This is a genomic window from Kribbella sp. NPDC058693, assembly GCF_042715335.1.
Lineage (GTDB): Bacteria > Actinomycetota > Actinomycetes > Propionibacteriales > Kribbellaceae > Kribbella > Kribbella jiaozuonensis.
Map to the genome: position 1 here is coordinate 382,913 of NZ_JBHXSQ010000001.1, position 24,708 is coordinate 407,620.

The following is a 24,708-nucleotide window of genomic DNA, read 5'->3' on the forward strand; positions in this document are numbered from 1 at the left end:
CCATGCCCCCCGAACGAAATGCCGAGCGCCGCCAACCGCCCACCGCACGCGCGTGGTACCGCCGTCCGCCCGTGCTGGCCACCGGCGGCCTCGTCGTGGCCGCCGCCCTGGTCGCTGCCGGACTGACGGTTTTCAACAACGGCTCGTCCGACAAGGCCGACGCCGTCGTATCGCCCCCGCCAGGCGGCACGACGACGCCCGCCCCGCCCGCGCCGACGGCACCACCCGCGAGGATCTGCAACAACGCGGGCGCACTGTCCGGCCCGGCCACCGCGCCACCCGGTGCGGTCGTGGTCAGCACCACCCAGAACCTGAACGACCTCACCACGGCGAACCCGGCCGGCACCACCTTCTGGCTGTCACCGGGCACGCACCGGCTCGGGACCGCGCAGTTCGCCCAGGTGATCCCGAAGGACGGCAACGTGTACGTCGGGGCGCCCGGCGCGATCCTCGACGGCGGCAAGAAGAACCGGTACGCGTTCACCGGGTACGCCAACGGCGTCACGATCAAGAACCTGACCATCCAGAACTTCGGGGCGCCGCGGACCAACAACGACGAGGGCGTGGTGAACCACGACGCGGGCGCCCGCTGGACGGTGCAGGCCAACACGATCCAGCACAACGCCGGCGCCGGACTGATGATCGGCGACCACAACGTTGTCCGCAGCAACTGTCTGGCCGAGAACGGCCAGTACGGCTTCAACGCCTACAACCCGGGCAAGGTGTCCGGTATCACCATCGACCACAACGAGATCGCCGGTAACAACACCGACGACTGGGAGCGGCTGAAGGGCGGCTGCGGCTGCACCGGCGGCGGCAAGTTCTGGGAGGTCACCGGGGCGATCGTGCGCGCGAACTGGGTGCACGACAACCACAGCGCCGGGTTGTGGGCCGACACCAACAACACCGGCTTCGTGATCGAGGGCAACTACATCTCCGGCAACTCGGCCGAGGGCCTGATCTACGAGACCAGCTACAACGCCGGGATCCGCGGCAACGCCTTCGTCCGCAACGGCCTAGGCAAGGGTCCGGAGAACGCCGGCTTCCCGACGCCCGCGCTGTACATCTCCGAGTCCGGCAGCGACCCGCGCGCGCCCGGCGTGTTCAACCAGACCTTCGAGATCAGCGGGAACGCCTTCACCGACAACTGGGCCGGCGTGGTGCTGTGGGAGAACGCCGACCGGTTCGCCGGGTCGGCCGCCAACACCAGCACAGGATCGGGCACCCTGGTCAACCCGTCGGTCGTCAACGCCAAGACTTGCAACGCGACCACGATCAAGACCCAGCCGTACCTCAGCGACTGCCGGTGGAAGACGCAGAACGTCCGGGTGCACGACAACGTGTTCTCGCTCGACCCGGACAACATCGGGAAGACCTGCGCGGTCCGCACCGGCTGCGGCTACAACGGGCTGTTCTCCAACTGGGGCACGTTCCCGAAGTGGTCGCCGTACAAGAACGCCACGATCCAGGACGCGATCACGTTCCACCAGGGCAACCGGTTCTTCAACAACACGTACTCCGGCCCGTGGAACTTCATCGTGCACGAGCAGGGCAACGGGGTGAACTGGGCCAGCTGGCAGGGTGCGCCGTACGGGCAGGACTCCGACAGCGTGATCAAAGTCAGCGGTGAGCGGTGATGATCGGGCCGCCGGAGCGTGCCGTCGGTGAGCAGATCGCCCTGCTCCGCTCGGTCGGCTACGCCGCGTTCGGGCGGCACGAGCGGGATCTCGACGTACTCGACCTGATCTTCGACAGCATCATCGACGCGCCCGGCTCCGGCGACGTACGCCGGCTGCGGTTCTCCGGCCACGGCATCACGCTCGACGTCGACATCCACGAGAGCGGCCGCACCGGCCTGACCATCGAACTGCGGGTCTCGCCGTCCGGGCCGCTCGTGGTCGAGTCCCGCGGCGGCGACGCCGAGGGACCGAACGGGGCCCGCCTGGTCAGCTTCCTGCTCCGCTGGCCGGGGACAGCACAACGCCCGGTCCGGACCGCGTGGATCATGCTCTGATCGGGACGACCGGAGCGTGCGGCCCGAACCGGGCTCTGCTGCCTCAGGAGGCAAGCAGCAGTCTGAGTTTCTCCAGGCAGCGGCCGCGGATCGGGCCGATGCTGCCGATCGGGATCCCGATCGTCGCGGAGATTTCGGCGTACGGCGCGGGCGGATCGGCCATCAGCATGCCGAGCAGCTGCTGCCAGCGGTCCGGCAGGCTCTCCAGGGCACGCCGTACGTCGTCCGCACGCTCGCCCGCCAGCAGGTCGTAGTCCAGCTCGGGCTGGTCACCGGCGACGTCCTCGAACGCTGTCGCCTCGTAGGTCAGCAGCACCCGCTTGCGGAACGCCAGCACCCGCAGGCATTCGCGCCGGGTGGTGACGACCAGCCAGGCGCCGACCCGCTCGGGGTCGACCCGGTTGATGTGCTCGAGCAACCGCAGCCAGACCATCTGCGAGACGTCAGCGGCGTCGCTGTCGCTCAGCCGGAAGCTGCGGGTCACGGCCCAGACGAGCCGCGCATAGTGGTCGACCAGCCGGCTCCAGGCCCCTTGGTCCCCCGCCGCGGCCTCGATCACAAAGGTCGCGGCTTCGGATCGGGCCACGCCTGATCCTTCCAGTACTGCAGTCACGAATTCCCCCCTCGGGAATGCAAGAACAAAGTTGGTGCGTCGCTTCAGTACGCGCCGTCGCTCCCCAGCACGGCGCGAGCGGTTTTCCACAAAATGAGCAGGTCCAGCGCGATCGACCAGTTGTCGGCGTACCGCAGGTCGAGTCGCATCGACTCTTCCCAGGTCAGGTCGCTGCGGCCGCTGACCTGCCACAGGCCGGTCAGGCCCGGCTTCACGAGCATCCGGCGCGCGTCGTCGATCGCGTACTGCGCGACCTCGGCCGGCAGCGGCGGCCGCGGTCCGACCAGTGACATCTCCCCCCGGAGCACGTTCATCAGCTGTGGCAGCTCGTCGATCGAGAACCGCCGCAGGTACTTGCCGACCCTGGTGATCCGCGGGTCGTCACGCATCTTGAACAGGATCCCGTTGCCCTCGTTCAGCGCGTGCAGCTCGGCCTTGCGTGCCTCGGCGTCGGCCACCATCGTGCGGAACTTCAGCATCTTGAACTCCACGCCGCCACGGCCCACCCGGGTCTGCCGGAAGAGCACCGGCCCGCGACTGGTGAGCTTCACCAGCAGTGCGGTGACCAGCAGGATCGGCGAGACCCCGAGCAGCAGCAGGCATCCGACCACACGGTCGAAGATGCTCTTCAGCATGTGCGGTCCGCCGCTCACCGACGGCCGCTCCAGGTGCAGCAACGACAGGCCGGCGACCGGCCGGATCGAGATCCGCGGACCGGCGACCTCGACGATGCCCGGCGAGACGATCAGCTCGACCCCGCGCTGCTCGAGCGCCCAGGACAGCTTGCGCAGCGAGTGCCCGGCCAGCTCCGGATCGGCAGCCACCGCGACCACTTCGACGTCGAACTGGTCGACGCCGGCCAGGATGTCCATCTCGGTCCGGCCCAGCCGTTCGAACTCGGCGTCCTCGAACACGTCGCCGCGTGGCAGACAGCTCGCCACCACGACGTACCCGTCGGCCGGCCGCTCCTCCAGGTGCCGCGTCAGCGTCATCACCTGGTCGTTGCGTCCGACAACGAGTACCCGGCGCATGCAGCGCCCGGCGAACCTCCGCCAGGAGATCTGCCGGTGCAGGAACCAGCGGCCGACCATGGCCGCGATACAGGTCGTCGGTACCGCGAGGATCACGAATCCTCGGGCAACCTCACTCTTGGTCGCGTACGACGTGATCGCGACCACCGCGGTCAACGCGACCGCGGCCCGGATGATCGAGCGGAATTCCTCCGGTCCGGTGCCGAAGTACCTGGTCTCGTAGCCGCGCTGCAAGGCCACACACGCCACCCAGGTGATCGGCAGCAATGCGCCGAGCACGAAGTAGCCAAGGTTGATCGAGGCCCCGAACCGGGCCACCAGCGCCAGCGCGGCACCGATCACCCCGGCGCCGAGATCAGCCGCCAACGATGCCCGACGGTACTTGGCCACCCAGCGTGCCTCGGTGAACCGGGCCGAGCGCGGCAGCACTGCCGGCACCTCGTCCGGAACGACCCAGACCGGCCGACGACGCTCCCCTGACGGCGCCGGCCGTAGATCAGCCGGTTCAGCGAGCCCTTCGGACATGACAAACTCAGTCACGCACAGTCACCCCCCACAGGTGATCCCCGAAACCCGTGACCAACCCACTCCCCGTCACGGACTTCGTCCAACACCGCCCCCACAACGGCGTGGTCCAGACAGTACACCGGGAACGCGGCGGACAAAAGCACTGATCACGAGTGTTTACCCGTGTGCCACCAGACTCCCAGCAAAAGACCCCTGAGGCCCGTTTCGGGGCCTCAGGGGTCTCAAATGATTACTTGAAGTGATCAGCCGGCGATCAAGCCGTCGCCGCTGATCAGTTCACGCATCTCGGCGAGCGAGCTGTCCGACGGGGGCAGGATGGCGTCGGAGTCGTGCAGCTCGTCGTCCGGCACCTTCTCACCGGACCGGACGAAGTCCAGCAGCGCGGCGAAGGCGGACAGGTACGCCGTCTCGTCACCGGACGACACGGCCTTCTCCAGGTCGCCGTCGACGGTGTTGAGCGCGTCGAGCTTCTCGTCGGCCAGTCGCCACTGGCCCTCACCCATGATGCGAACGATCACCGAACATCTCCGTCCTGAGGTCTCACCGGCTCGGCGGCCGGCTGCACTGGCTGCTGGGCGGTCTGGGGCGCCGGCTGCTGGGCCGCGCCCGGTGCCTCACCGGAGATCTCCTTCGGCGCACTGCCGCCGGCGAGCTGGGCCTTCATCGCGGCCAGCTCGTTCTCCACGTCGGAGCCGGACGACATCCGGTCGAGCTCCAGGGTGATGTTGTCCTTGACCGTGCCGCTGGCGTCGTCGAGCGCGCCGGAGGCGAGCAGCTCGTCGATCGCGCCGGCCCGGGCCTGCATCTGCTGGGTCTTGTCCTCGGCCCGCTGGACCGCCAGACCGACGTCGCTCATCTCCTCGGAGATACCGGAGAAGGCCTCGTTGATCCGGGTCTGCGCCTCGGCCGCGGTGTAGGTGGCCTTGATGGTCTCCTTGCGGGTCCGGAACGACTCGACCTTGGCCTGCAGCCGCTGGGAGGCGAGCGTCAGCTTCTCCTCCTCACCCTGCAACTGGGCGTGCTGGGTGGTCAGGTCGTCGATCTGGCCCTGCAGCCCGGACTTGCGGGTCAGAGCCTCCCGGGCCAGGTCCTCACGGCCCATCGAGAGCGCCTTCTGGGCCTGCTCCTGCAGCTTCGCCGACTGGGACTGCAGCTGGGAGGCCTGCAACTCCACCCGCTTGCGACTGGTGGCCACGTCGGCCACGCCCCGCCGTACCTTCTGGAGCAGCTCGAGCTGCTTCTGATACGAGTAGTCAAGGGTTTCGCGAGGATCCTCGGCCTTGTCCAGGGCGGAGTTCGCCTTGGCCTTGAAGATCGTCGACATCCGCTTGAAGATGCTCATCGATATCCGTACCCCTTCTGTGCCGGGTGTGAGACCCAGCGTGCGTGTCATCCACCCTATGTCCCCAAGGTTCACCACACCATCAGGACCGGCCCGGATAAAGTAGTGGTGAGGTCCGGGGACCACCCCGAGTCGCGACCTGCCCTGCGAATGAGGTTCTGACCCCGTGTTCCGTCGTACCAAGTCTGAATCAGCTACCACCGTACCTGCCGAGCCCCAGGCCAAGCCGGGAGGCAAGGGTCGCCCGACCCCGAGCCGCCGCGATGCCGAGGCGGCGCGCAAGGCCGCGTTCAAGAAGCCGCGCAACCGCAAGGAGGCGTCGGCGATCCGCCGGGAGAAGGTCCGGACCGAGCGGTCCAAGATGCAGACGGCCATGCAGACCGGCGACGACCGCTACCTGCCGGCCGCCGACAAGGGCCCGGTCCGGCGGTTCGCCCGGGACTACGTCGACGCGCGGTACTCGGTGATGGAGTTCGCGCTGCCGATCCTGCTGGTGGTGTCGCTGGTCGGCGTGGTGTTCTCGCCGCAGTTCCCCTGGCTGGCCGGGATGGTCAACCTGCTGTTCCTGGCGATGATCCTGCTGATCGCGGCGGACTGGTTCCTGCTGACGGCCGGCCTGCGCAAGCAGGTCGGGGTGAAGTTCCCGAAGGAGTCGACCAAGGGCCTCGGGTTCTACGCGGTCCGGCGGACCATGCAGATGCGCCGCTGGCGACTGCCCAAGCCGATGGTGAAACGCGGCGAGAAGCCATCCTGATCGGACGGTAGGGTCGGCGGTATGGACTTTCGCTTTCTCGGCAACAGCGGTTTGAAGGTCAGCGAGATCTCGTACGGGAACTGGCTCACGCACGGGTCGCAGGTGGAGAACGAGCAGGCGAAGGCCTGCGTGCGGGCGGCGCTGGACGCCGGCATCACGACGTTCGACACCGCCGACACCTACGCCAACACGGCGGCCGAGTCGGTGCTCGGCGAGGCGCTGGCCGGTCAGCGACGCGAGTCGCTGGAGATCTTCACCAAGGTCTACTGGCCGACCGGCCCGAAGGGACCGAACGACACCGGCCTGTCCCGCAAGCACATCCACGAGTCGATCAACGGCTCGCTGAAGCGGCTCGGGACCGATTACGTCGACCTCTACCAGGCGCACCGGTACGACACCGAGACGCCGCTGGAGGAGACGATGGAGGCGTTCGCCGACATCGTCCGGCAGGGCAAGGCGCTGTACATCGGCGTGTCGGAGTGGACCGCGGAGCAGCTGCAGGAGGGCCACCGGCTGGCCCGCGAGCTGCGTATCCCGTTCGTCTCGAACCAGCCGCAGTACAGCATGCTCTGGCGGGTGATCGAGGCCGAGGTGGTGCCGGCCTCCGAGGAGCTCGGTATCGGCCAGGTGGTGTTCTCGCCGATCGCGCAGGGTGTGCTCACCGGCAAGTACCTGCCCGGTCAGCAGCCGCCGGAGGGCTCCAGGGCCACCGACGAGAAGGGCGGCGCGAACTTCATCAAGCGCTTCCTGACCGACGACGTACTGACCCGGGTCCAGGAGCTCAAGCCGATCGCCGACGAGGTCGACCTGTCGCTGTCGCAGCTGGCGGTCGCCTGGGTGCTGCAGAACCCGAACGTCTCCTCCGCGATCGTCGGCGCCTCCCGGCCCGAGCAGGTCACGGAGAACGTGAAGGCCTCCGGGGTGAAGCTGGACGACGGCCTGCTGAAGCGGATCGACGAGGTCCTCGGCGGCATCGTCGAGCGTGACCCGGCCAAGACCGCGCAGAACTCGCCGCAGGCTCGGGTGGCGTGATGAGCTGGAGCTGGCGGTTCGAGACCGCGTCCGGCGCCCTGGTCGACCCCGGTGAGGTCGGCGGGGCCGAGTTCTCGGCCCAGGGCGACGCGGAGAGCTGGCTGGGCGAGGTCTGGCGTGATCTGGCCGACCGCGGCGTCAGCCAGGTCTACCTGCTCGAGGACAACCGCGAGGTCTACGGGCCGATGAGTCTCTCGTCGGCAGAGTAGAGTTCCGGTCGAACCACACGCCTGCGTCACAGGGAAGCCGGTCCAAGTCCGGCGCTGACCCGCAACCGTAGGCCGCCCTCAGCCTGGCTGAGGGCGGCGAGCCGGACCACTGTGGCGCAGGCAGACAGGCTCACCTACCCGCCGTGGTCCGCGGGGAGAGCCCCTACCCTGCCGGTGCAGGCGGGACCTCCTCCACCGGGCTGCGGCCCGAACGAGGACACGAGAATGACTGCACACCGGACCGTACGACTGGTCCTCAGCTTGCTGGCGGGTCTCCTGCTGGCTGGGACGGTCGCAACTACAGCCCAGGCCGAGGACGGCTACCGCTTCTGGGGCTACTACCAGTGGACCAACGGCGCCTGGGCCTTCTCACAGAAGGGCGCCGACGCCTTCGTCCCGGCCGACGGCGGCGTCGAGGGCTGGCGGTTCGCCGTCGGCGGCGCCAAGCCGCGGGTACCGCGGGCCGCCGGCGACTTCGACGCGATCTGCGGCAAGACCCCGGCCGAGGCCGGCAAGAAGCGGGTAGCCCTGGTCGTCGACCCCGGTACGCCGGAGGACGCCGTCACAGGTGACACGCCCGCTCAGCCCACCGGCACGTGTGTGGTGACGGACCTGAAGTCGAACGGCGCGCAGGTCCTGGCCGCGGTCGCGCCGGTCCGGATCGAGAAGGGCCTCACCTGCGGAATCGCCGGCTACCCGTCCAAGGGCTGCGGCGACCAGGTGAAGAGCATCAACGTCCCGGCCACCGACGCCCCCGTCACGCTGCAGATCGGACCGGCGGTGGGCTCCACGGCGGTCCAGCCGACACCGGCCACGGCCTCGAAGGAAGACAGCGGTACGCCGTGGACCGGCATCATCATCGCGGCGGTCGTCGTGGTCCTCCTTGGCGGAGGCGGGTTCTTCCTCAACCGCCGTCGTACCGCGACCAGGTAGCAGTGCGCGCCGTCAACCACCTCACGCTCCCCCGGGCACTCCACCCGGGGGCCTGGTGGTTGTGGGCGCTCTGCATGGCTGTGGCGGCCAGCCGGACCCGCAACCCGGTCCTGCTGATCCTGATCCTCGCGGTGACCGGATTCGTCGTGGCGGCGCGCCGGAGCAATGCACCGTGGGCGCACAGCTTCACCGCGTTCCTCAAGCTCGGTCTGCTGGTCATCGGCATCCGCGTGGTCCTGCAGGCGCTCCTGTCCACCCGCTCGCAGGGAAACACGGTGCTGTTCACGCTGCCGCAGATTCCGTTGCCTGACTGGGCTGCGGGCGTGAAGCTCGGCGGAGAGGTGACAGCCGAGGCTCTGCTGACCGCTCTGTACGACGGTCTCCAGCTGGCCGTCATGCTCTGCTGCGTAGGTGCTGCCAACGCACTGGCCAGTCCACGCCGCCTGCTGAAGTCGTTGCCCGGGGCCCTCTACGAGATGGGTGTGGCCTGCGTGGTCGCACTGACCTTCGCACCCCAGCTGGTGACGGACGGCCGCCGGATCCGCGCCGCACGCCGACTGCGGGGCCGCACCCACGCCTCCTTCCGTACGACGGCCATGCCCGTCCTCGAAGGCGCCTTGGACCGGTCGGTGGAGCTCGCCGCCGCAATGGACTCCCGCGGCTACGGCCGTACGGCGCACGCGCCCCGCGCACAGCGTCGACTCACGGCGCTCTGCGTGCTGCTGGGGCTGTTGGGCATCCTGCTCGGCGTCTACGCGTTGCTGACCGACTCCATGTCGTTCCCGCTCGCCGCGAGCGCACTGGCGGTCGGCGTACTGCTTGCGGTCGGCGCTATGGCGGTCGGGCGCCAGCGGGTGGCACGGACGCGGTACCGGCCCGATCCGTGGGCTCTGCCCGAGTGGCTGGTCGTGGCGTCGGGTGCAGTGGCTGCGGGTGCGATGGTGATCGCCGCAGCACGTGGCGTGCACGGTCTGCTGCTGGACGGGCCATTGGTGGTCCCACCGGTTCCATTGCTGCCGGTTGTCGGCGTACTGATCGGACTGGCGCCTGCGGTCGTCGCACCGCCGTTGAAGGAGGCGGTCGCATGATCGAGTTCGACCGCGTGACGGTGACGTACGACGGCGCTTCCGAGCCGGCGTTGCGGGATGTGAGCTTCATCGTGCCGGAGGGTGAGCTGGCGCTGGTAATCGGGCGGACCGGGTCCGGAAAGTCGACGTTGCTGCGGGCAATCAACGGACTCGTGCCGCACTTCACCGGCGGCACGCTGTCCGGCCGGGTGCTCGTGGATGGACGGGACACCCGGAAGTACCGGCCGCGGGACCTCGCGGACGTGGTCGGGATGGTCGGCCAGGACCCGATGGCCGGGTTCGTCACCGACACGGTCGAGGACGAGCTGGCGTACAGCATGGAGTCGCTGGGCGTGGCGCCGGACGTGATGCGGCGGCGCGTCGAGGAGACGCTCGACCTACTGGGGCTGGCCGACGTACGAGATCGCGCGTTGACGTCTTTGTCGGGTGGCCAGCGGCAGCGGACGGCTATCGGGGCGGCGCTGACGTCGCATCCCGCCGTACTCGTGCTGGATGAGCCGACGTCTGCACTGGACCCACAGGCGGCCGAGGAGGTGCTGGCTGCGCTGCAGCGGTTGGTGCACGACCTGGGCGTCACTGTGGTGCTGGCTGAGCACCGGCTGGAACGCGTGATCCAGTACGCCGACCGCGTGATCGAAGTACCCGGTGGGGCCGCTGCTGTGTCGACGGGGCTACCCGCGGAGCGCATGGTCACCGCACCGGTTGCACCGCCTGTGGTCGAGCTGGGGCGGCTGGCTGGCTGGTCGCCACTCCCCCTGTCCGTGCGGGACGCTCGCCGGGCAGCGGTCGCGCTGCGTCGTCAGCTGGACAGTGCCGCGCCGGTGCGGCCGGTTGCTGCGCTGGGCGATGAGCTGACTCGGTGCACTGATCTGGTTGTCGGCTACGGCGCAGTGACGGCCCTGCGTGGGGTGTCGTTGAGCATCAGGGCTGGTGAGGTCGTCGCGCTCATGGGCCGTAACGGGGCCGGCAAGTCCACCCTGCTGAACACCCTCGTCGGCATCCTGCCGCCTCGGTCCGGCACTGCGTCAACGGCCGGAACAGACCCCCTTCGGACGAAGCCGGCGCAGCTGGTGAAAGCTGTCGGTCTGGTCCCGCAGGAGCCTGCCGACATCCTCTACGCCGCTACAGTCGCCGAAGAGTGTGCCGCTGCCGACTCGGACTTCAAGGTGCCCCCAGGTAGTTGCCGGGCGATCCTCGAGCGGCTGGCGCCGGACGTGGCTGTGGACCTGCATCCGCGCGACCTGTCCGAGGGACAACGGCTCTGCCTCGCGCTGGCCGTCGTACTGTGTGGCGCTCCGCCGCTGCTGTTGCTGGACGAGCCGACGCGCGGGCTGGACTACGGCGCCAAGCGGCGGCTGGTGGCGATCCTGCGCGAGCTGGCCGCGGCCGGGCATGCGGTCGTGTTGTCGACGCATGATGTCGAGATGGTGGCTGAGGTCGCGACTCGGGTGATGGTGCTCGCCGAAGGCGAGTTGGTGAGTGACGGCGAGACGGCCGAGGTGATCGCCGGCTCGCCGGCGTTCGCGCCGCAGGTGGCGAAGATCCTTGCCCCGTTGCCGTTCCTGACCGTCGGAGAGGTCGCTGACGCCTTGGACCGAGCATCATGAGACTGATCCGGCTCAAACCGCGGAGCACGGTGGCGTTGGTTATTGCGTCTTTGGTCGGCGTACTCGCATTCGCGTGGCCGTTGTTCTTCCGGACGTCGCAGGCGGGTGCGTCCGCGATCGGGCATACGACCGACGCGCCGTGGTTGTTCGTGTTGCTGCTGCCGTTGCTGGTGGCCGTCGTGCTCGCGGAGCTGTCCGAGTCCGGGATCGACGCGAAGGTGATCTCGCTGGTCGGCATGCTCGCCGCGGTCGGGGCGGCGTTGCGGGCGTTGGGTCCGGGTACGGCGGGGCTCGAGCCCGGGTTCTTCCTGCTGGTGCTGGCGGGGCGGGCGTTCGGCGCCGGGTTCGGGTTCGTGCTCGGGGCGGTGTCGTTGCTCGGCGGGGCATTGATCAGCGGCGGGGTCGGGCCGTGGATGCCGTTCCAGATGTTCGCGTGCGCGTGGGTGGGGTGCATGGCGGGGCTGCTGCCACGGGTCGGCGGCCGGTTGGAGTTGCTGCTGCTCGCGGCGTACTCGCTGGTGTCGGGGGTGTTCTACGGCGTGATCATGAACCTGTGGTTCTGGCCGTACGCGACGTTCGGCAGCGCCTTCTCGTTCATCCCCGGCGACGCGCTGACGGCGAACCTGCACCGGTACTTCCTGTTCGTGGTGGCGACGTCGCTGGGCTGGGACATCCCGCGCGGCATCCTGTCCGCCGTACTCGTGCTGGTGCTGGGGCGGCCGATCCTGAACGCCTTCCGCCGTACGGCGCGGAAGGCGGCCTTCGAGGCGCCGGTGGTTTTCGAGCGGAGGACCGATGCCTGACCGAACCCTGATCCTCGGCGGAGCCCGCTCCGGCAAATCCGTCGCCGCCGAACGCCTGCTCGCCGCCGAGCCGGACGTCCTGTACGTCGCCACCGGCGGAGACGACTCGGGCAACGCCGAGTGGGCCGCCCGGGTCGCCAAACACCGGGCCCGCCGCCCGGCGACCTGGGGTCTCGCGGAAACCATCGACCTCGTCCCGCTGCTCGAAGCGTCCGGGCCCCCGCTCCTGATCGACTGCCTGACGTTGTGGCTCTCCCGCACGATGGACGCCGTCGACGTCTGGTCCGACCTGCATCGAGCCGACGAGGTGGAACAACAGATCGCCGCCCTCGCCGAAGCCTGGTCCGCCACCCCTCGCCGCGTCGTTGCCGTCAGCAACGACGTAGGCTCCGGCATCGTCCCCGCCGACCCCGGCACCCGCCTCTTCCGCGACCTGATGGGCCGCCTCAACACCACCATCTCCCTGTCCTCCGACCAGGCCCTCTGGACCATCGCCGGCCGAACCATCCCGCTCACATGACTGCCCCTTCCCGCTCCAACGGTTGGGGTGATGCGGCTCGGCTCGCCTTCGGCACGCTGACCGTGTTGCCGGCGGGGGTTCCGTCGCGGGTTGATCGGGTGGTTGGTGGGCGGGCGATGGTGCTCGCACCGGTTGTTGGAGCGGTGATTGGTGGGGTTGCGGCTGGAGTGGTGGCGCTGGTTCAACTGGTGAAGCCGGAGGCGGGGCTGCTGGCGGCTGTGCTGGGGGTGTTGGTGGTTGCCGCTTTGTCGGGCGGTTTGCACCTGGATGGGCTGGCTGACTTTGCCGATGCGCTCGGGTCCCGCCGGGATCGGGAGACCATGTTGCGGATCATGAAGCAGAGCGACATCGGTCCGTTCGGCGTCGTCGCGATCGTCGGCGTACTGCTCCTCGACGTCGCCGCCCTCACCGCCTGCACCCAGTCCGGCTACGGCTGGCAAGCGGTCCTGATCGCCACCACCGCGAGCCGCCTCACCCTCCCCTGGTCCTGCCGTACGTCGGTCCCCGCGGCCCGCCCCGACGGCCTCGGCGTGTACGTCGCCGGCACCGTCCGCCCTCTCACAGCCGCGATCCCAACAGCCGTAGTACTCGCCGCCGCCCTCGCCCTGACCTGGCCCACTCCGGCCCACCTGGCAGGCTCCGTAGCCGCCGTCCTCCTCGCCGTCGGGACCAGCTTCGCCACCACCCACCGCGCAAAGACAGCCCTCGGCGGCACCACCGGCGACGTCCTCGGCGCGACCATCGAACTCGCCCTCCCGCTCGCGCTCCTGAGCCTCGCGCTGACCGTCTGAAGCCTGCCTCCACCACGCTCAAACCGAAGTGGTCTACTGTCGCCGTTGAACGTTCTAGTGGGGTAGTGACAGCGAGGTTGCAGACGATGTTTCTGGTTCACGAGTGCGGAGCGGCCGCGCTCGCCCCGCGATCCGTTATCTTTATGTAATGAACGCAACCCGTCCGGCGCCGGGCTCGCAGGCTTCGCTGCGCGAAGCCAACCGTGCGCGCGTTCTCGGAGTCGTCCGGCAGCACGGCCCGCTCACCCAGGTCGAGATCGCCGCCGCGTCCGGCCTGTCCGCGGCCACCGTGTCGAACATGGTCCGCGAGCTGGACCAGGCCGGAATGGTCGGCCTGTCCCGCAGCATCCGCAACGGCCGCCGCGCCGTACTCGTCTCGCTCGCGTCCGGCGGCGGCCTGCTCGCCGGCGTCGCGTTCGGCGAGCGTGACGTCCGGGTCGCGATCGCCGACGAGTCCCGCGAGATCCTCGCCCACCAGCTGATGCCGCTGCAGGCCGACCACGTCGCCGACGACGGCATGGAGCGCGCCGCCCGGCTGCTCGCCGACCTGGCCGAGACGGTCAGCTCCGGCGTCGAGAACATCTCCGCGATCGGGTTCGGGCTGCCGATGCCGGTCGACTCGGTCAGCGGCGAGGCCGGTTCCGACGCCGTGCTGCCGGGCTGGCGCGGCGTCAACGTGACCGAGGCGATGGCCGCCCACCTCCGCGCTCCGGTCGCGCTCGACAACACCGCAAACCTTGCGGCACTGGGGGAATTGCGGGCCGGCGCGCTGCGCGGCGTACGGAACGGCTGCTACCTGAAGTTCTCGTACGGCGTCGGCGCGGGAATCGTGATCGACGGCGAGGTCTTCCGCGGCTCGGCCGGTACCGCGGGCGAGATCGGCCACGTCACGATCGACGAGAACGGCCCGATCTGCCGGTGCGGCAACCGCGGCTGCCTGGACACGTTCGTCGGATCACGGGCGCTGATCAACAGCCTGGCCGCCTCGCACGGACCGCTGCGGTTGAAGGACATCGTGATCCGCGCGCTCGGCGGCGACGTCGGCTGCCGCCGCGTGATCGAGGACGCCGGCCGCCGCGTCGGCGTCGCGGTCGCGGGCGTGGTGAACCTGCTCAATCCGGAGGTTGTCGTCGTCGGCGGTCTGATGGCCGAAGCCGGCGAACTCATCCTCGCCCCGCTCCGCGAAGCCCTCGACCGTTGCGCAATCCCCAGTGCTGCTGCGACCGTCGAACTGCGTCCCGCCGAGCTCGGCGACGAGGCTGACATCGTCGGCGCCATCCACCGCGCTTCGGTGCTGAGTCATACCAATATCTCCATTTCTTGAATTCAAGTCTTGACGCCAAGACCTCGGAGGGCTTGACTTCGGGCAGGCCAATCGGGCCGTCTCGTCAAGGAGCCGCCATATGTCCGTCTCAGCAACCCGTCTCGTCGGCCTCGGCATCGCCGTCTCGGCCCTCGCCGTCTCCCTGGTGGCCTGTGGCAGTGACAACGGAGGCGACTCCGGCAGCGGCTCAGGCGGCGCGAAGAAGATCGCGCTGTTGCTGCCCGAGTCGAAGACCACCCGGTACGAGGCGCTCGACCGGCCGCTGTTCACCGAGGCCCTGAAGGCCGCCTGCGCCGACTGCCAGCTGATCTACAGCAACGCCGACCAGGACGCGGCCAAGCAGCAGACGCAGGCCGAGGCCGCGCTCACCCAGGGCGCGAACGTGCTGGTCCTCGACCCGGTCGACGGCAAGGCCGCCGCGGCCGTCGTCAGCTCCGCGAAGGCGCAGAACGTCCCGGTGGTCGCGTACGACCGGTTCATCGAGAACGCCAACTACTACGTCTCGTTCGAGAACGAGGCGGTCGGCAAGCTGCAGGCGCAGACCCTGGTCGACGACCTGAAGGCGGCCGGCAAGACGTCCGGCAACCTCGCGATGATCAACGGCGCGCCGACCGACCCGAACGCGGCCGACTTCAAGAAGGGCGCGCACAGCGTGCTCGACTCGAGCGGGTTCAAGATCGCCGCCGAGTTCGACACCCCGGACTGGAGCCCGGACAAGGCCCAGGCCTGGATGGAAGGCCAGCTGAGCGCGATCAAGAACGGCCTGGTCGGCGTGTACGCCGCCAACGACGGTACGGCGGGTGGCGCGATCGCAGCCCTCAAGGGTGGTGGCGTGACGCCGCTGCCGCCGGTCACCGGTCAGGACTCCGAGCTGGCCGCGATCCAGCGGATCGTCGCCGGCGACCAGGCGATGACGATCTACAAGGCGGTCAAGCCGCAGGCCGAGGCCGCCGCGAAGGGCGCGGTCGCGCTGGCGAACGGCGGCAAGCCCGAGTCGACCACCGAGAAGAGCGGCGTACCGTCGACGATCCTCGACCCGGTCGCAGTGACCAAGGCCAACATCAAGGACACCGTTGTCAAGGACAACATCTACAAGGTCAGCGACATCTGCACCGCGGCGTTCGCCGCCGCCTGCACCGCGGCCGGTCTGACCGCCAACTGACCCGCATTTCGATCCGCCCTCGGCGTAGCCCCCCGCAGTGAGGTGCGGGGGGCTACGCCGGACCTCTCCCCAACCGCGCCCCCGGCGAGGATCATGGCGTGAAATAAGTCCAGGAGGCTCACTCGTGACTGTTACCCCGGCTCCTCCCGACGTCGGCGCCGGTACGGTGCTGACGCTGCAGGGGATCTCCAAGCGGTTCGGCGCCGTACAGGCCCTGAAGAACATCGAGCTGGACGTGCGTGCCGGCGAAGTACTGGCGCTGGTCGGCGACAACGGCGCCGGCAAGTCCACGCTGGTGAAGACCATCGCCGGCGTCTACACCGCCGACGACGGGACGATGGTGTTCGACGGCCGCGAAGTACGGGTCGGCAGCCCGGCCGAGGCGCAGCAGCTCGGCATCGCCACCGTGTTCCAGGACCTGGCGCTGTGCGACAACCTCGACGTGGTCGCGAACCTCTACCTCGGCCGCGAGCTCCGCCACGGCGGCGTCCTGGACGAGGTCGAGATGGAACGCCAGTCGTGGGAGCTGCTCCGGCAGCTGTCCGCGAAGATCCCGTCGGTCCGGATCCCGGTCGCCAGCCTGTCCGGCGGCCAGCGGCAGACCGTCGCGATCGCCCGCAGCCTGCTCGGTAAACCCAAGGTCGTGATGCTGGACGAACCGACCGCGGCCCTCGGCGTGGCTCAGACCGCCGAGGTGCTGAACCTGGTCGAGCGGCTGCGCGAACGCGGGCTCGCCGTGATCCTGATCAGCCACAACATGGCCGACGTGATGGCGGTCGCCGACCGGGTCGCCGTACTGCGTCTCGGCCGCAACAACGGCGTCTTCGTGGTCAGCGAGACCAGGACGCAAGACATCATCGCCGCCATCACCGGCGCCACCGACAACGCGGTCTCGGAGCGTGCAGCGCGCCGAAGCCGGGAGGAGGGTCCCGCATCATGAGCCTGCACGGATCGGGCACCCGTCCCCAGGACGACACCAGCAGTACGCCGGCTACGCCCGAGCCGAACGGGGTCGACCAGCTGCCGGCCGACCTCCAGGACGAGCGGCTGATCGCGAGCAGCGGCGTCAGCGGCGCCGTCTCCGCGTTCACCGCCCGGCTCCGGTCCGGCGACCTGGGCTCGGTCCCGGTCGTCATCGGCCTGATCATCATCTGGGCGGTCTTCCAGATCGCCAACGGGTCCTTCCTGTCCAGCCGCAACCTGGTGAACCTGACGCTGCAGACCACCTCGGTCGGCGTGATTGCCCTCGGCATCGTCCTGGTCCTGCTGCTGGGTGAGATCGACCTGTCCGTCGGTTCGGTCAGCGGTCTGTCCGGGGCGGTTCTCGGCGTCACCTTCGTCAACAAGGGCTGGCCGCTGGTGCTGTCGCTGGTGGTCGGCATCGCCCTCGGCCTGGTCATCGGCTTGTTCTACGGCGCGCTCTACACACGCTTCGGCGTACCGAGCTTCGTGATCACGCTGGCCGGTCTGCTCGGCTTCCTCGGCCTGCAGCTGCTGGTACTCGGGAAGGAAGGTTCGCTGAACCTCCCGTACGACTCGGCGCTGGTCGGCTTCGCGACCCGGAGCTTCCTCTCCCCCGCGATCGCCTACGCCCTGATCGCAGTCGTGGTCGCGGCGTACGTGTTGACTCGTCTCCGCACCCGGGGCGCCCGGGCTGCGGCCGGACTCTCGACGGCGCCGACATCGATGATCGTGATCAAGGCCGCCGCGATGGCTGTCGTGCTGCTGGTGGCAGTGCTGATCCTGAACGGCGATCGCGGTGTCTCGTCGATGTTCCTGCTGTTCCTCGCGCTGGTGGTCGCGACGGATCTCGCGGTACGGCGTACTCGCTGGGGCCGCTCGGTCGTCGCGGTCGGCGGCAATGTGGAGGCCGCACGGCGGGCCGGTATCAACGTGCGGATGATCTACCTGTCCGTGTTCGCGGCCTGCTCGACGTTCGCCGCTGTCGGTGGAATCCTCGCGGCGGCCCGGCTGGTCGCGGTCAACCAGAGCAGCGGCGGCGGCGACACCAACCTGAACGCGATCGCGGCAGCCGTCATCGGCGGCACCAGCCTGTTCGGCGGCCGCGGGTCGGCGTACTCCGCTCTGCTCGGCGCGCTGGTGATCATGTCGATCTCCAACGGCCTCGCGCTGCTGAGCCTGGACTCGAGCGTCCGCTACATGGTGACTGCCGGCGTGCTGTTGATCGCCGTCACCATCGACTCCCTCAGCCGCCGGAGCCGCCAGGCGCACGGTCGGGCCTGATAGCTCCCCGGGCCAGGAGGGCCGCTTCGGTCCGGTTGGCGACGCCGAGTTTGCCGAAGATCGTCGACAGATTGTTGTTGACGGTCTTCGGCGTGAGGGCGAGCCGGGTCGCCATCGCGGTCGTCGACAGTCCGCCGGCCAGCAGTTCGAGGATCTGACGTTCCCGCGGCGTCAACGCCTGCAAGGGATCCGGCGGTGCGCTGACCCGCCCCGCGGCGGCGTCGAGTACGTGACGGGCGACGCCCGAGCCGAGGATCGAGTCCCCCGCGGCAACCGCCTGGATCGCCCGGACGATTTGTTGCTGCGACGACCCTTTCAGCACATACCCCGCCGCACCCGCGCGCACCGCTGCCCGCACGGTCTCGTCGTCGTCCAGCATCGTCAGCATCAGTACGCCGACCGCCGGCGCCACCCGAGCGACCTCCTGCGTCGCCGCGACGCCGTCCCCGCCGGGCATGTGAATGTCCATCACAAGTACGTCGGGCTGCAGTGTCACCGCGGCGCGGACCGCCTCCGGCCCGTTCGCGGCGACGCCCACCACCGAGATCCCGTCCACCGAGGCGAGCAGTACCTGCAACCCGTCCCGTACGACGGGATGGTCGTCGGCCAGCACCACCCGGACCGTCATCGCGAAACCTCCAACGGCAAACAGGTCTGAACCCGGCCACCGGTCGCAGTACCTTCCGCCACCAGCGTGCCGCCCAACTCAGCCACCCGCTCGCGCATCGACGTCAACCCCACCCCCGGAACCCATTGCCCGTTGACCGCAGGCCCGTCGTCGACGATCGACAGTCGCAGCGCACGCCCGTCACCACTGATCCGCACCTCGGCCTCCCCCGCCCGCGAGTGCCGCGCGACATTCGTCAACGCCTCAGTGACGATCCGGTACGCCGTGACCTCCACGACCGCCGGCAACCCGTCAGGCACCTCATCCGCCCGGACCGTCACCTGCAACGGTGATCCGTCGCCCCGGCGATCGACGAGCGCCGCATGCCGTCGTACCGCTTCCACCAACCCGACCTCGTCCAGCGCGGACGGATGCAGCTGGTTGATCAGCCGCCGTACGTCGGCGATCGCATTGTCGACGATCGCGCGGATCTCGGCGGCCAGCGGCTGCACCGGATCGTCCGCGAGGTTCATCACGGCATCGGCGCGGAACCCGATCCCGGTCAACGCCGGACCCAACCCGTCATGCAGATCCCGCCGCAACCGCCGCCGCTCCTCCTCACGCGCCGCGACCAACTCCCGCCGCGACTGTTGTACGGCGTCCGACAGCGCCTGCGCCCGCAAGGCAACACCCAGCGGGGCAGCCATCAGTTCGAGCACAACCCGATCCGCCGCAGACAACCGCTTCTCGCCTGGCCGCACACCAACCTGGAGCTCGCCAACCGGTGCACCCGCTTGCAGCAGCGGAATTTCTACCAGCAACGCCGGCCGGACCCCATGCTCCCCGCGAATCACGCCGGCCTCGTCCGCCAGAGCGGCGTGCGGAAGGCGCAACGCCTGACACACAGCCGGCAGTACGTCGGCCGGCTGCGACGCCCCGGTCAGCTGCGCCGCAACCGAGGACGCCGCACGTACCGGGTTGCCGCGATCCCCGTAAAACAAGCGATCCACGAGCCGCTGCAGCCGAACGCGGACCGGATTGAACCCGATCGCGACCACCAAGGTGGCCAGCACAGCACCACTGGCGTTGATCCGCGGGCGGAGCAAACGGTCCGTCACCTCGACCAGCCCGAGGTACGCGGCCGCGACCGCGGCCGTCAACAGCAGATAGGTCACCGTCCGGGACCACACCAGCCGGATGTCGAGCAGCTGGTACCGCAGTACGGCGACCGTCATCGACGCCGGGATCAACGCGACCAGCGTCAGGACGATGATCGGGAAGCCGGTGCTGCCGATCGGTCCGGCGAAGCGCAACGACACGACCAGCACAGCGGCGACCGTTGCTGCTAGCAACAACCAGAGCAGTTGCCGGCGCACCCGTTCGTCACCGCGCCGGTAGCGGACCACGAGCCCGGCGATGGCCGCCAGGAACGTCCCGGCCAGCAGCAGGTCGGAGATGGTCTGCAACGGCACCAACCCGTCGAGCGCCGGAATCCGCAGCCATGAGACGGCTCGATCCTGTGCCGCGAGTCCATCGACCGCAGCCAGCGGGTTCCGGTCGGCACTGAACAGCAAGACCTGCACCGGAGCGTTGACCAAGGCAACAACCAGCGCTGCCCGCCACAGCAACTTGCCATCCGGGAAGACCAGCAAGGCCAACGGTATGAACAAGCTCACCGACCACGGCCACAACAGCGAATACAGGGTCGCCGGCAACTCTGCCGAACCGGTGCCTTCCAGCGCATGGATCAACCACGGCGTTACCGCCGGCGTCCCGGTCTGCGCGATCCCCGCGCCCAGGAGCAACCAGCCCAGCCAGTTCCGCGGCCGGTGCCACGCGATCAGGCCACCCGACACAGCGCAACTGATGCCGACGACCGCGTTGGGGATCATGAAGCTGTCGCGGGCCTGCGAGTAGCTGAGCCCGGTCGCTACCGCACCGACGACCGCAGCCACCGCCTCGACCAGGACAAGCCCGAGCAGCAGCCCCACCCAGGCCCGTCGATCGATGCTCACGTGCCCATGGTGCGGTGCCGGACTACCCGCTGTCTCTAGGCAAATGTCCCGGCCGGGCCGGGTTACGTGCCCTGTCGATCCAGGTCAGCCCACGCCGAGCTTGGAGACATCAGACAACCGCTCCAAGGGGGACCTTCCATGACCACCATCACCACCACCCACACTGCGCTCCGCCCGCTCGCCTGGACAACCATCGTCGGCGGGCTAGGCATCGTCGCCGCCGGAACCGTCGCCGCGATCGACGCGAACATCGCCGACAGCACCTGGTTCGCCTTCGCCGGCGCGAGCGCCCTGCTCTCCACCGCCGGCGTCCTCGGCCTACGCCGCGCGACCACCGCCGTACCGCTTGCCCACAAGGCCCTGAGCGCCGTCGCCGTCACGATGACCCTCTTCGCGCTGGCCCACTTCTACGCGGTCGCCGACCAGGACAAGGCCATCCCGTTCTTCAGCGCCTTCATGATGCTGTCCGCCCTCGGCCTGACCATCGCCGGCATCGCCATCCTCCGAGCCCGCCTCTGGTCCGGCGCAGCCCGCGCGCTCCCCCTGATCACCGGCCTCTGGCCCCTGACCATCCCGATCGGCCTGGCCCTAGGCGACGTACCCCACTTCATCGCCATCACCCTCTGGGGCGTCTGCTGGACCGCCGTCGGCAGCCTCCTCACCAAACTGCACTGACGCCGAGCGCATGAGAAAGCCCCCGTCGTCGTTGACGGGGGCTTTCTCCGTTGGTTACGCCGTGGCGGCGGTCAGGTCGACCTTGGGCTCCGCGAAGTGGCAGGCGGCCGTGTGGCCCGGGCTGGACTGCGGCTTGATCTCCAGCAGTGGCTCCTGGGTGGCGCAGATGTCCTCCGCCTTCCAGCAGCGGGTCCGGAACCGGCAGCCGCTCGGCGGGTCGATCGGCGAGGGTACGTCGCCGACCAGCCGGATCCGCTCCTTCGGCGGGACCCCGCGGATCGTGCCGAGGTCCGGCGCCGCCGACAGCAGGGCCTGCGTGTACGGGTGCTGCGGGGCGTTGTAGATCTGGTCCCGCGAGCCCTGCTCGACGATCTTGCCGAGGTACATCACCGCGACCTCGTCACAGAAGTGCCGGACCACGCCGAGGTCGTGCGCGATGAACACGAACGCGATGCCGAGATCGCGGCGCAGGTCCTCGAGCAGGTTCATCACCTGGGCCTGGATCGACACGTCCAGTGCGGACACCGGCTCGTCGGCGATGATCACCTCGGGCTCCACCGCGAGCGCCCGGGCGATGCCGATGCGCTGCCGCTGGCCGCCGGAGAACTCGTTCGGGTACCGGTTGTGGTGCTCCGGGTTCAGACCGACCCGCTCCAGCAGCTCCTGGACCCGGGCGAGTTCCTTGCCCTTCTTGACCAGGTTGTGCACGCGCAGCGGCGTACTGATGATGTTGCTGACCGTCTGGCGCGGGTTCAGCGAGCTGTACGGGTCCTGGAACACGATCTGCAGCTGCCGGCGGAACGGGCGCAGGTCCCGCTCCTTCAGCTGCGCGATGTCGGTGCCCTTGAACAGGATCTGGCCGGCCGTCGGGGTCAGCAGCCGGGTGATCATCCGGCCGGTGGTCGACTTGCCGCACCCGGACTCTCCGACCAGGCCCAGGCTGCCGCTCTGCTTCAGATCGAAGCTGACGCCGTCGACGGCCTGCACGACCTTCTTGGTCCGGGCGAGACCGGCAGCTTCCTTGATCGGGAAGTGCATCTTCAGGTCGCGGACCTGCAGCAATGTTTCGCTCATATCTCCTCAGTCCCTCGTCAGCCCAGTCTCGGCGCGACCTCGGCCTCGTAGATCGAGGCCTTGTCGTGCAGGTGACAACGGGACGTATGGGCACCGGCACCGTCCACCGGCAGCAGGTCCGGCAGTTGGGTGGTGCAGAGCTCACCCTTGACCCGCTCGACGTACGGGCACCGGGCGCTGAACGAGCAGCCGTCCGGCAGGTTCAGCAGGCTCGGCGGCAGGCCCTTGATCGGGCGCAGCCGCTCGCTCGCGGCCGACACGGTCGGGATCGACTCGAGCAGACCCCAGGTGTAGGGCATCCGCGGGTTGGCCAGTACGTCGGCGGCGGTGCCGTACTCGACGCAACGCCCGGCGTACATCACCAAGACGTCGTCGGCCATCTCGGCGACCACGCCGAGGTCGTGCGTGATCAGCACGATCGCGGAGCCGAACTCCTTCTGCAGGTTGTTCAGCAGGTCCAGGATCTGCGCCTGCACGGTCACGTCCAGCGCGGTGGTCGGCTCGTCGGCGATCACCAGCTTCGGGTCGTTGATCAGGCTCATCGCGATCATCGCGCGCTGCCGCATACCGCCGGAGAACTCGTGCGGGTACTGCGCGAACCGCCGCGGCGGGTTCGGGATGCCGACCAGTTCGAGCATCTCCAGCGCCCGCTTCTTCGCGACGTCCTTGGAGACCTTGTGGTGCACGCGGTACCCCTCGACCAGCTGGTTGCCGATCGTGTACAGCGGGTGCAGCGAGGACTGCGGGTCCTGGAAGACCATCGACACCGCGTCGCCGCGGATCTTCATCAGGTCGTTCTCGGACAGGCCGAGCAGCTCGTCGCCGCCGAGCCGGATCGAGCCGGTGATCCGGGTCCGCTTGCGGTCGTGCAGGCCCATCACGGCCATACTCGACACCGACTTGCCGGATCCGGACTCACCGACGATCGCCAGCGTGCGGCCGAGCGGGACCGAGTAGCTCAGCCCGTTCACCGCGCTGACCAGACCGTCCGCGGTCGGGAACTTCACGCTCAGGTCCTCGACCACCAGGTACGGCGTCTCACCGCTGGGGTTGATCGAACCGTCGCGGCGCTCACGGGTGGCGACCGACGGGCCACGCTTGGCGGGCGCGGTCGCGTCCGCCGGAGTGGCTGCACTCTCGGCCATGCTGTCCTTCCGGTCTTCGGGGGCCCTGTCTTCAGGTGCTGGGGTGCTCACGACAGCCTCACCCGCGGGTCGATCAGGCTGTAGCCGATGTCCACCAGCAGGTTCATCACGACAATGATGACCGAGGCAACCAGCACGGTGCCCATGATCACCGGCAGGTCGTAGCTGTTCAAACTGTCGAGCACGAGTACGCCGAGACCGGGGAGGTCGAAGATCCGTTCGGTGAAGATCGCGCCGCCGAGGCTGCCGGCGACGTCCAGACCGAAGATCGTGACGACCGGGATCAACCCGGAGCGCAGCGCGTGCTTGTAGGTGACCACGCGGTCGGACAGGCCCTTGGCCCGCGCGGTGCGGATGAAGTCTTCGCTCAGCGTCTCGACCATGGAGCCGCGTGAGTACCGCGCGTACGCGGTGCAGTTGTAGATGCCGAGTACCAGCCACGGTGTCAGCAGACCGGCGAACCATTTCGCCGGATTCTCCGAGGGTGGAGTCCATTCACCCCGTGGAAGGATCGGATAGAGCACGGTCAGGTAGAGGGCGACCATCAGGGCGACGATGTAGTACGGCACCGAACTGACCACCAGCGTGCTGGTCATCAGTGCCCGGTCGCCCAGGGTCCCGCGTCTCTTCGCCGCCATCGATCCGACGAACACACCGATCGTCAGGACCAGGACGGCGTACCCGAGCACCAGCGAGACCGTCACCGGGAACCGGGTCTTGATCATCTCCGTGACCGGGCGGTCGTTCTTGAACGAGAAGCCGAGGCACGGCGCCGCGCAGTGCTGCGTGACACCCGACGTGGTGAAGTCGCGGCCGGTGAAGATTCCCGCGGTGTACTCCGCGAACTGCTGCACCTTGGGGCGGTCGAGATGCAGGTTCTGCCTGATCTCGTTGTAGCGCTGCTGGGTGCACTGGCGCTCGCCGCAGATCGCACCGGCCGGATCGGTCGGCGCGATGAAGAACAACGCGAAGGTCGCGATCAGCGTTGCCAACACGACACTGAGCGCGCTGACCAGTCGGCGCGCCACGAAATAGAGCACGGGATTGTCTCCTCACCGATCGATGTGGTGGGCGGGCGGGGGGGGGGGGGACACAAAACCCGTGAATTAAAGAAAAAAAAATAAAAAAGGGGCCCGAAAGGGTGGTTAAGGGACAAACAGGGGTAAACGAAGATTGGCGGTGGGGGGGGGGTTTTGG

25 protein-coding genes and 1 riboswitch are annotated in these 24,708 nt (G+C 68.8%); of the genes, 16 read left to right on the forward strand and 9 right to left on the reverse strand.

Annotated elements, in window-relative coordinates; translation table 11 throughout:
• Positions 1–2 precede the first annotated feature (2 nt).
• Both ACFWUU_RS01820 and ACFWUU_RS01825 read left to right on the forward strand, forming a co-directional pair.
• The gene (locus ACFWUU_RS01820; protein WP_137254354.1) at positions 3–1,637 is read left to right on the forward strand and encodes a right-handed parallel beta-helix repeat-containing protein; all 1,635 of its coding nucleotides are present in this window, start codon (positions 3–5) and stop codon (positions 1,635–1,637) included.
• Complete coding sequence (locus ACFWUU_RS01825) at positions 1,637–2,014, forward strand: hypothetical protein (RefSeq protein ID WP_137254353.1); 378 nt, start codon at positions 1,637–1,639, stop codon at positions 2,012–2,014. The genes ACFWUU_RS01820 and ACFWUU_RS01825 overlap by 1 nt, the downstream gene beginning before the upstream one ends.
• Before the next feature lie 43 nt (positions 2,015–2,057).
• Here the strand turns inward: ACFWUU_RS01825 and ACFWUU_RS01830 are convergent, their stop codons facing one another.
• The 4 genes from ACFWUU_RS01830 to ACFWUU_RS01845 form a co-directional block, all read right to left on the reverse strand.
• Positions 2,058–2,600: an RNA polymerase sigma factor gene (locus ACFWUU_RS01830; RefSeq protein ID WP_170989722.1), complete on the reverse strand. Its 543-nt coding sequence runs from the start codon at positions 2,598–2,600 to the stop codon at positions 2,058–2,060.
• A gap of 71 nt (positions 2,601–2,671) precedes the next feature.
• Positions 2,672–4,198, reverse strand: coding sequence for a sugar transferase (locus ACFWUU_RS01835; RefSeq protein WP_233714690.1), 1,527 nt, complete (start codon positions 4,196–4,198; stop codon positions 2,672–2,674).
• Between the two features lie 230 nt (positions 4,199–4,428).
• A complete protein-coding gene (locus ACFWUU_RS01840; RefSeq protein ID WP_137254351.1) occupies positions 4,429–4,704 on the reverse strand; it encodes a hypothetical protein in 276 nt (91 codons plus the stop codon).
• Positions 4,701–5,528 carry a PspA/IM30 family protein gene (locus tag ACFWUU_RS01845; RefSeq protein ID WP_137254350.1) on the reverse strand — a complete coding sequence of 276 codons (828 nt, stop codon included), beginning with the start codon at positions 5,526–5,528 and terminating at the stop codon, positions 4,701–4,703. Before ACFWUU_RS01845 ends, ACFWUU_RS01840 begins: the two co-directional genes overlap by 4 nt.
• A gap of 166 nt (positions 5,529–5,694) precedes the next feature.
• Here ACFWUU_RS01845 and ACFWUU_RS01850 point away from each other — a divergent pair, with 166 nt between their 5' ends.
• The 13 genes from ACFWUU_RS01850 (at position 5,695) to ACFWUU_RS01910 (ending at position 17,995) form a co-directional block, all read left to right on the forward strand.
• Positions 5,695–6,282 carry a DUF3043 domain-containing protein gene (locus tag ACFWUU_RS01850; protein ID WP_380171843.1) on the forward strand — a complete coding sequence of 196 codons (588 nt, stop codon included), beginning with the start codon at positions 5,695–5,697 and terminating at the stop codon, positions 6,280–6,282.
• 21 nt (positions 6,283–6,303) lie between these two features.
• Entirely contained in the window at positions 6,304–7,314 is a 1,011-nt protein-coding gene (locus ACFWUU_RS01855) for an aldo/keto reductase family protein (protein WP_380171845.1), read from the forward strand.
• Positions 7,314–7,523 (forward strand): hypothetical protein, encoded by a 210-nt coding sequence (locus ACFWUU_RS01860; RefSeq protein WP_137254347.1) that lies wholly within the window; start codon positions 7,314–7,316, stop codon positions 7,521–7,523. The genes ACFWUU_RS01855 and ACFWUU_RS01860 overlap by 1 nt, the downstream gene beginning before the upstream one ends.
• 31 nt (positions 7,524–7,554) lie before the next feature.
• Positions 7,555–7,631: riboswitch (cobalamin riboswitch) on the forward strand.
• Positions 7,632–7,748: 117 nt separating this feature from the next.
• Positions 7,749–8,456: an SCO2322 family protein gene (locus ACFWUU_RS01865; protein ID WP_380171847.1), complete on the forward strand. Its 708-nt coding sequence runs from the start codon at positions 7,749–7,751 to the stop codon at positions 8,454–8,456.
• 2 nt (positions 8,457–8,458) lie between these two features.
• Positions 8,459–9,544, forward strand: a complete 1,086-nt coding sequence (locus ACFWUU_RS01870) for an energy-coupling factor transporter transmembrane component T (protein ID WP_380171849.1) — start codon at positions 8,459–8,461, stop codon at positions 9,542–9,544.
• Positions 9,541–11,151 carry an ABC transporter ATP-binding protein gene (locus tag ACFWUU_RS01875; protein WP_380171851.1) on the forward strand — a complete coding sequence of 537 codons (1,611 nt, stop codon included), beginning with the start codon at positions 9,541–9,543 and terminating at the stop codon, positions 11,149–11,151. The genes ACFWUU_RS01870 and ACFWUU_RS01875 overlap by 4 nt, the downstream gene beginning before the upstream one ends.
• Entirely contained in the window at positions 11,148–11,954 is an 807-nt protein-coding gene (locus ACFWUU_RS01880) for an ECF transporter S component (protein ID WP_380171853.1), read from the forward strand. Before ACFWUU_RS01875 ends, ACFWUU_RS01880 begins: the two co-directional genes overlap by 4 nt.
• The gene (locus ACFWUU_RS01885; RefSeq protein ID WP_380171855.1) at positions 11,947–12,474 is read left to right on the forward strand and encodes a bifunctional adenosylcobinamide kinase/adenosylcobinamide-phosphate guanylyltransferase; all 528 of its coding nucleotides are present in this window, start codon (positions 11,947–11,949) and stop codon (positions 12,472–12,474) included. Before ACFWUU_RS01880 ends, ACFWUU_RS01885 begins: the two co-directional genes overlap by 8 nt.
• Positions 12,471–13,265 carry an adenosylcobinamide-GDP ribazoletransferase gene (cobS, locus tag ACFWUU_RS01890; protein WP_380171857.1) on the forward strand — a complete coding sequence of 265 codons (795 nt, stop codon included), beginning with the start codon at positions 12,471–12,473 and terminating at the stop codon, positions 13,263–13,265. The genes ACFWUU_RS01885 and cobS overlap by 4 nt, the downstream gene beginning before the upstream one ends.
• 148 nt (positions 13,266–13,413) lie before the next feature.
• Positions 13,414–14,589, forward strand: coding sequence for an ROK family protein (locus ACFWUU_RS01895; RefSeq protein WP_380171859.1), 1,176 nt, complete (start codon positions 13,414–13,416; stop codon positions 14,587–14,589).
• A 79-nt stretch (positions 14,590–14,668) separates the two neighbouring features.
• The gene (locus ACFWUU_RS01900) at positions 14,669–15,751 is read left to right on the forward strand and encodes a substrate-binding domain-containing protein (protein WP_137254339.1); all 1,083 of its coding nucleotides are present in this window, start codon (positions 14,669–14,671) and stop codon (positions 15,749–15,751) included.
• Positions 15,752–15,875: 124 nt separating this feature from the next.
• Complete coding sequence (locus ACFWUU_RS01905; RefSeq protein ID WP_137254338.1) at positions 15,876–16,691, forward strand: ATP-binding cassette domain-containing protein; 816 nt, start codon at positions 15,876–15,878, stop codon at positions 16,689–16,691.
• Positions 16,688–17,995, forward strand: coding sequence for a sugar ABC transporter permease (locus ACFWUU_RS01910; protein WP_380171861.1), 1,308 nt, complete (start codon positions 16,688–16,690; stop codon positions 17,993–17,995). Before ACFWUU_RS01905 ends, ACFWUU_RS01910 begins: the two co-directional genes overlap by 4 nt.
• Here the strand turns inward: ACFWUU_RS01910 and ACFWUU_RS01915 are convergent.
• A complete protein-coding gene (locus ACFWUU_RS01915) occupies positions 17,958–18,623 on the reverse strand; it encodes a response regulator (protein WP_380171863.1) in 666 nt (221 codons plus the stop codon). The two genes, ACFWUU_RS01910 and ACFWUU_RS01915, sit on opposite strands and share 38 nt — an antisense overlap.
• The gene (locus ACFWUU_RS01920; RefSeq protein ID WP_380171865.1) at positions 18,620–20,617 is read right to left on the reverse strand and encodes a sensor histidine kinase; all 1,998 of its coding nucleotides are present in this window, start codon (positions 20,615–20,617) and stop codon (positions 18,620–18,622) included. Before ACFWUU_RS01920 ends, ACFWUU_RS01915 begins: the two co-directional genes overlap by 4 nt.
• 138 nt (positions 20,618–20,755) lie before the next feature.
• Here ACFWUU_RS01920 and ACFWUU_RS01925 point away from each other — a divergent pair, with 138 nt between their 5' ends.
• Positions 20,756–21,292, forward strand: a complete 537-nt coding sequence (locus tag ACFWUU_RS01925; protein ID WP_380171867.1) for a hypothetical protein — start codon at positions 20,756–20,758, stop codon at positions 21,290–21,292.
• Positions 21,293–21,346: 54 nt separating this feature from the next.
• On the opposite strand, the gene ACFWUU_RS01930 is transcribed toward ACFWUU_RS01925, so the two are convergent.
• The 3 genes from ACFWUU_RS01930 to ACFWUU_RS01940 are packed head-to-tail and all read right to left on the reverse strand — an operon-like array spanning position 21,347 to position 24,551.
• A complete protein-coding gene (locus tag ACFWUU_RS01930; RefSeq protein ID WP_137254334.1) occupies positions 21,347–22,366 on the reverse strand; it encodes an ABC transporter ATP-binding protein in 1,020 nt (339 codons plus the stop codon).
• A gap of 17 nt (positions 22,367–22,383) precedes the next feature.
• Positions 22,384–23,511 (reverse strand): ABC transporter ATP-binding protein, encoded by a 1,128-nt coding sequence (locus ACFWUU_RS01935; protein WP_380171869.1) that lies wholly within the window; start codon positions 23,509–23,511, stop codon positions 22,384–22,386.
• A gap of 47 nt (positions 23,512–23,558) precedes the next feature.
• Positions 23,559–24,551: an ABC transporter permease gene (locus ACFWUU_RS01940; RefSeq protein ID WP_137254332.1), complete on the reverse strand. Its 993-nt coding sequence runs from the start codon at positions 24,549–24,551 to the stop codon at positions 23,559–23,561.
• Positions 24,552–24,708 lie beyond the last annotated feature (157 nt).

Excerpts from the sequence above, each read along its gene's own strand:
- ACFWUU_RS01825 (WP_137254353.1), top strand. The coding sequence starts at position 1,637 with ATGATCGGGCCGCCGGAGCGTGCCGTCGGTGAGCAGATCGCCCTGCTC.
- ACFWUU_RS01855 (WP_380171845.1), top strand. The coding sequence starts at position 6,304 with ATGGACTTTCGCTTTCTCGGCAACAGCGGTTTGAAGGTCAGCGAGATC.
- cobS (WP_380171857.1), top strand. The coding sequence starts at position 12,471 with ATGACTGCCCCTTCCCGCTCCAACGGTTGGGGTGATGCGGCTCGGCTC.
- ACFWUU_RS01860 (WP_137254347.1), top strand. The coding sequence starts at position 7,314 with ATGAGCTGGAGCTGGCGGTTCGAGACCGCGTCCGGCGCCCTGGTCGAC.
- ACFWUU_RS01865 (WP_380171847.1), top strand. The coding sequence starts at position 7,749 with ATGACTGCACACCGGACCGTACGACTGGTCCTCAGCTTGCTGGCGGGT.
- ACFWUU_RS01845 (WP_137254350.1), bottom strand. The coding sequence starts at position 5,528 with ATGAGCATCTTCAAGCGGATGTCGACGATCTTCAAGGCCAAGGCGAAC.
- ACFWUU_RS01885 (WP_380171855.1), top strand. The coding sequence starts at position 11,947 with ATGCCTGACCGAACCCTGATCCTCGGCGGAGCCCGCTCCGGCAAATCC.
- ACFWUU_RS01900 (WP_137254339.1), top strand. The coding sequence starts at position 14,669 with ATGTCCGTCTCAGCAACCCGTCTCGTCGGCCTCGGCATCGCCGTCTCG.
- ACFWUU_RS01935 (WP_380171869.1), bottom strand. The coding sequence starts at position 23,511 with ATGGCCGAGAGTGCAGCCACTCCGGCGGACGCGACCGCGCCCGCCAAG.
- ACFWUU_RS01930 (WP_137254334.1), bottom strand. The coding sequence starts at position 22,366 with ATGAGCGAAACATTGCTGCAGGTCCGCGACCTGAAGATGCACTTCCCG.
- ACFWUU_RS01880 (WP_380171853.1), top strand. The coding sequence starts at position 11,148 with ATGAGACTGATCCGGCTCAAACCGCGGAGCACGGTGGCGTTGGTTATT.
- ACFWUU_RS01895 (WP_380171859.1), top strand. The coding sequence starts at position 13,414 with ATGAACGCAACCCGTCCGGCGCCGGGCTCGCAGGCTTCGCTGCGCGAA.
- ACFWUU_RS01820 (WP_137254354.1), top strand. The coding sequence starts at position 3 with ATGCCCCCCGAACGAAATGCCGAGCGCCGCCAACCGCCCACCGCACGC.
- ACFWUU_RS01910 (WP_380171861.1), top strand. The coding sequence starts at position 16,688 with ATGAGCCTGCACGGATCGGGCACCCGTCCCCAGGACGACACCAGCAGT.
- ACFWUU_RS01925 (WP_380171867.1), top strand. The coding sequence starts at position 20,756 with ATGACCACCATCACCACCACCCACACTGCGCTCCGCCCGCTCGCCTGG.
- ACFWUU_RS01915 (WP_380171863.1), bottom strand. The coding sequence starts at position 18,623 with ATGACGGTCCGGGTGGTGCTGGCCGACGACCATCCCGTCGTACGGGAC.
- ACFWUU_RS01875 (WP_380171851.1), top strand. The coding sequence starts at position 9,541 with ATGATCGAGTTCGACCGCGTGACGGTGACGTACGACGGCGCTTCCGAG.